This is a genomic window from Lactobacillus nasalidis, from assembly GCF_016587775.1.
GTDB lineage: Bacteria > Bacillota > Bacilli > Lactobacillales > Lactobacillaceae > Lactobacillus > Lactobacillus nasalidis.
In genome coordinates this window covers 1-5,433 of sequence record NZ_BOCG01000558.1, presented here as the reverse complement: position 1 = coordinate 5,433, position 5,433 = coordinate 1, and the positions used below count along the sequence as shown (strand labels likewise).

Here is a 5,433-nt window from a genome sequence, read left to right as displayed (position 1 = left end):
GATGTAGTTCATAGACTCTTGTCTGAATTAATTTAGACGGTACTTCTTCTGCCTGTTCAGCCATTTAATTCACCAGCTTTCAGAACCATATCATTCTCAATCTTTGTTTCGAGGAATATTTTAGCACGTATTCCTGCAGATCCCCAAACATATGTTTCTGAAGTATGACTAAAATTTGCGCTCTAACCTAAAGCAAAGTTCTGGCTTTCCCTACGCTAATTCAACTTAAAACCTACCTGCTATCTCTTACATATAATCAAACACATTAAGTACGTTTTTCGCCACTAGTATTATGCTCTTTCCAATTTTACCTTGCCTTTTTCGCGCAGCAAAAAATGCCCGGACTTACGTCCAGGCATTTTTGTGAATTATTATCTTTAATTGTTCCGTTGATCAGCTTTTCTCTCAAAGAACTTGACGATTTCGACGATCACGATCATCAAAACGCCCATCCCCAAAACAGTCAGCCATTGGTCCAGGTGCAATTCTGAAACTGCAAAGACCTTGGTCAAGAATGGCAATTCAACTGCCGCCATAATCAAGGCTGACAGAATAATCGCGCCATTGAACCACTTGTTGGCAAAAGTGCTCTTCTGGAAGATTGACTGCTTCACGTACTTGGAGTTGACCGCGTGGAAGAGCTGAATCAGACCCAAAGTCAAGAAGGCCATGGTCAGCGCGTCTTCGTGCGGGTTAGTCCCCCGCGGCAGAACGTGCAGGCCTAAACCGTAAGCCGTCAATACCAGGGCGCCTTCCAGGATCCCCTGGTAGATGATCGAGCTGGCCACGCCGCCTGAGAAGAAGTTGGAGTTCTTCCCCCGCGGCTTCTTGTTCATGATCCCCTTTTCAATCGGTTCAACCCCCAAGGCAATAGCCGGCAGGGTGTCAGTTACCAAGTTGATCCACAAAAGCTGTACCGGCTTCAAAACATCCCAGCCCAGCAAAGTCATCAAGAAGACCGTCAATACTTCGCCGACGTTGCAGCTCATCAAGTACAGAATCGCCTTCTGAATGTTGGCGAAGACCTTCCGCCCTTGCTTGACTGCTTCCACGATCGTCGCGAAGTTGTCGTCAGCCAGCACCATGTCAGCCGCGCCCTTGGAGACTTCCGTACCGGTAATCCCCATGCCGACCCCGATGTCGGCCTGCTTCAGACTCGGCGCGTCGTTGACCCCGTCACCAGTCATGGCCACGATCTTGCCATTTGCCTGCCAGGCCTTCACGATTCTAACCTTGTGTTCTGGTGAAACCCGGGCATAAACGCTGTAGTCACCGACATGCTTGGTGAAGTAGTCGTCGCTCAGCTTATCCAATTGCGCCCCGGTAATCACGGCATCGTCACGGCCCTTTTCAACCAGGCCCAGCCGTTCGGCAATCGCCTGCGCCGTAACCTGGTGGTCACCAGTAATCATGATCGTTCTGATCCCTGCCCGGTGAGCTTCCGCGATGGCATCCTTGGCTTCCGGCCGCTCTGGGTCGATCATGCCGACCAGACCGGCAAAGATCAGATCTTGTTCAACATTGTCAGTCGTCGGGTCAGCGTATGGCTCGTCGACAACCTTGTAAGCCATGGCCAGAACCCGGAGGGCCTGCTTGGCCATATCATTGTTGCTTGCCAAAATGGCCTGCTTTTGTTCATCGCTGATTTCGCTCAGCTCGCCGTTGATGTTGACATACTTGACTCTTTCCAAAAGCATGTCCGGCGCGCCCTTGACGGCAACCATGAACTGGCCGTCAAACTTGTTGATCGTGCTCATCAGTTTCCGGTCAGAGTCAAATGGCACTTCCGCTACCCGTGGGTGTTCTGCCAAAAAGTCATTAACTGGCAGATCCTTATGGAAGCCATATTGCACCAGGGCAGTTTCGGTTGGGTCCCCCAAGAGCTCCCCGCCGTCTTGAATCTTGGTGTCGTTGGCCAAAAGCATGGTAATCAAGGCCTGGTTGCTTAAGTCGATGTCGTCGCTGGCATCATGCAAAATGCCGTCGTAGTAGACCTTTTCCACCGTCATCCGGTTCTGGGTCAAGGTACCAGTCTTGTCAGAAGCAATGATGTCCGTTGCCCCCAAGGTTTCTACGGCTGGCAGCTTTCTGACGATGGCCTTGTGGTCAGCCATGGTCTGGGTGCCCAGGGCCAAAATGATCGTCACGATCGCCGGCAGACCTTCTGGAATCGCGGCAACCGCCAGGGAAACCGCCGTCAAGAACATGTCGATCAAGAGGGCATTCATCGGTTCATGCTGCGGGTTCCGGATGACCCCGATAATGAAGACGACCACGCAGATGGCCAGGATCATGTAAGTCAGGGTCTTGCCCAGCTGGTTCAAGTTCTGCTTCAAAGGCGTGTCGGTTTCATCAGCTTCGTTCAGCATCTTGGCGATGTTGCCGACTTCCGTGTTCATCCCTGTCGCAACAACCACGCCTTCCCCGCGCCCGTAGGTCACGTTGGTGCTGGAGTAGGCCATGTTGATCCGGTCGCCCAAGGCAATGTCATCCCCTTGCAGGGTTTCGTTGCTCTTTTCAACTGGAACTGATTCCCCGGTCAAGGCAGCTTCTTCAATCTTCAAGCTTTCCGCTACCAAAAGACGCAGGTCGGCCGGGACCACGTCGCCGGCTTCCAGCAAGACCACGTCGCCCGGCACGATGTCCGTTGACGGAACTTCAACTACCGCTCCGTCCCGGCGCACCTTGGCGCTCGGCGTGGACATGTCCTTCAAGGCTTCAATCGCGGCTTCTGACCGGGCTTCCTGGATCACGCCCAAGATCGCGTTCAAAAGCACGACCACCAAAATAATCCCCGCGTCAGTCCATTCCTGGGCAACTACCCCGGACAAGACAGCGGCAACCAGCAGGACGATGATCATCAAGTCCTTGAACTGGTCCATGAAGCGGGCAAACATTGAACGTTTCTTCTTGCCGGCCAAAGCGTTCGGGCCGTACTGGTCCAGGCGCTTCTTGGCTTCAGCCGAACTGATCCCGTGGTTGGCGTCTGAGTCAAACTCGGCCAAAGTGCCTGGGATGTCCTGGCTGTAATACTTCTTAGCCACAGTATTTTCCTCCTTCAAAAAAGAAAAGAGACTTACGTGCCCCTTTAAAAAGCACATAAGTCTCACTAATTAAGACAAGCCCAGGAAACCAACGCGGCTCCCGGCTGTTGGGCTTGTCGCAAGCTATGCTTGCCGTTACTCCCTTATGACATGATTAATATAGCAAAAATTGGCGCTTTAAACAAGTAATTCACCAAATTTGCCCTTATTTTTTGTAATAATCGTCAAAAATCGTGACCGGCAAATGACGCTTGTGCTCGCTCTTGGTCCACAATTCTTCGATTCTTTCCGCTGCCTTGTCGCTGACTTCCCGGCCTTCCAGGTAGTCGTCGATTTCATCGTAAGTCACGCCCAAGGCAACTTCATCTGGCAGGGATGGCTTTTCTTCTTCCAGGTCGGCCGTTGGCGCCTTCAAATAAAGGTGTTCCGGGCAGCCCAAGGCAGCCAGAAGCTGCTTGCCCTGCCGCTTGTCCAAACGGAAAAGCGGGGTCAAGTCAGCCGCTCCGTCGCCGTACTTGGTGTAAAAGCCGGAGATGTTTTCCGCCGCGTGGTCGGTGCCGACTACCGCCCCTTGGTTGGCCCCGGCAATGGCATACTGCATGACCATTCTTTGCCGGGCCTTGATGTTGCCCTTGTTGAAGTCGGTCATGTCCACGCCAGTTTCCTTCAGAGTTTCCACCATGGCGTCAGTGGCCGGCTTGATGTTTTCAATCAAGTCCACGTCCGGCTTGATGAAGGCTACCGCGTCTGCGGCGTCTGCAGCATCAGCCTGAACGCCGTATGGCAGGCGGACGGCAATGAACTTGTAGCTGTCATCGCCAGTTTCTTCCCGCATTTCAGAAATTGCCATCTGGGTCAGCTTCCCGGTCAAGGTTGAGTCCTGGCCCCCGGAAATGCCCAAAACGTAAGACTTCAAGAAGGGATTGGCCTTCAGGTAACCCTTCAAGAAATCTACGGTCTTGCGGATTTCTTCCTGGGGATCGATTTCCGGCAAAACGTGCTCATATTCGACAATTTTCTTTTGCAACTCTCTCATTTGCTGCCTCGCAATCTTGTACTTAATTTTTTCTATCTTTTATTATACTCAAAAAATGCAGTCTCTGTTTTCAGAAATGTATTTTCACGAGATTCTTTAAAAAATTAGCGTCTGAAGAGCTGATAGTAAATTTTCGCAGTTTTTTGACTGCGAATATGTAATTTCAAAAAGGTCACCAGGTCGTGCTTCCAGGAATTTTTCCCTTCCAGCCAGGTCCCGGTAAAGAGGTGGATGGACCGGGACTGAGGCGAGGGGTTGCAGAGAACCCCGTCTGGATAAACGTGAATGCCTTCCTTTAATACCTGCTCTTGGTTGCCAGTCTTTAAGCCATACTTATCCTTGAGAATTTCCGTGACTGACAAGGAGTTGACCCCGGCCAGCTGGTTCTTTTGGTCAAAGGAAAAATCCAGGTCGTCGTAGTAGTGGAGGATGTCAGCCATGAAAGGATGGCCCTTTTCCGCCGCGATGATGGCGGCGGACAGATAGTCCTTGTTTTCAAAACCGATAAAGGCCCGGTCGCTGAGCAAGTCGTCAAAGTCCTTTAAGACCATGACGTCGGTGTCCAGGTAGATCCCGCCCATTTCATAGAGGGCCTTGGCCCGGACATAGTCGGAAACAAAGGCCCACTTCTTGGCCTGGTAGGCCTGGGCCACATACTTGTTGGCATTCAGATCCAGCTTGTCTTCGTTCCATTCGATGATTTGGTAGTCCGGCAGGCGCTTTTGCCAAGAGGCCAGACAGGTCTGGATGGTCTTGGACTTGGGATTGCCGCCTACCCAGACATAGTGGATAATTTTAGGAATCATGCTTTTTCTCCTTGCAGGCAGGCCTGGTAGCCGGCCAGAACGTCAGCCAGTTGCCGCTTTAGGGAAAAGTGCTGGCTGGCATAGGTCTTTTCAGCTTGGGCAAGAGCTGCTAGTTCTTCTTTTGGCCAAGCGGCAATTGCTTTTAATTGCTCGGCCAGCGCCTTTTCATCTTTGACCGGCACGACCCAGCCTTTTCCTTCTGGAATCAGCTCTTTGGCCCCGCCCACGTCAGTGGACAAAAGCGGGACCAGGTTGTCGGCTGCTTCCAATAAAACCAGGGGGAAGCTTTCTGAATAAGAGCTCAAGACCGCCAGGTCCATCTTCCGGTAGAGCTGTCCTAATTTTTCTTGAGTCAGAAAGCCGGTAAAAGTCACCTGGTCCGTTAAGGCCAAGTCTTGCGCCAGTTTCTTCAGATTCTCTTCCTGGCTGCCGCTGCCGGCAATGTAGAGGTGGGCTTTTGGCAAATCAGCCGCTTTAAAAGCCTTGAGCAGAAGGTCTTGCCCCTTGACCTTTTCCAGGCGGCCGACATTGATGATATTGAAGCCGG

At 51.8% G+C, this 5,433-nt stretch carries 4 protein-coding genes; all 4 read right to left on the bottom strand.

Translation table 11 applies throughout. The annotated features are described in order from the left end of the window. Positions 1-377 precede the first annotated feature (377 nt). Entirely contained in the window at positions 378-3,101 is a 2,724-nt protein-coding gene (locus tag lacNas_RS10780) for a calcium-translocating P-type ATPase, PMCA-type (RefSeq protein ID WP_280515172.1), read from the bottom strand. Positions 3,102-3,249: 148 nt separating this feature from the next. Continuing rightward, positions 3,250-4,080, bottom strand: a complete 831-nt coding sequence (nadE, locus tag lacNas_RS10775) for an NAD(+) synthase (protein ID WP_201331253.1) — start codon at positions 4,078-4,080, stop codon at positions 3,250-3,252. A gap of 104 nt (positions 4,081-4,184) precedes the next feature. After that, positions 4,185-4,886, bottom strand: coding sequence for a glycosyltransferase family 32 protein (locus lacNas_RS10770; protein ID WP_201331252.1), 702 nt, complete (start codon positions 4,884-4,886; stop codon positions 4,185-4,187). Then, positions 4,883-5,433: glycosyltransferase (locus tag lacNas_RS10765; RefSeq protein WP_201336384.1), on the bottom strand; the 551-nt coding region annotated here is incomplete at its 5' end. The genes lacNas_RS10765 and lacNas_RS10770, both read right to left, overlap by 4 nt.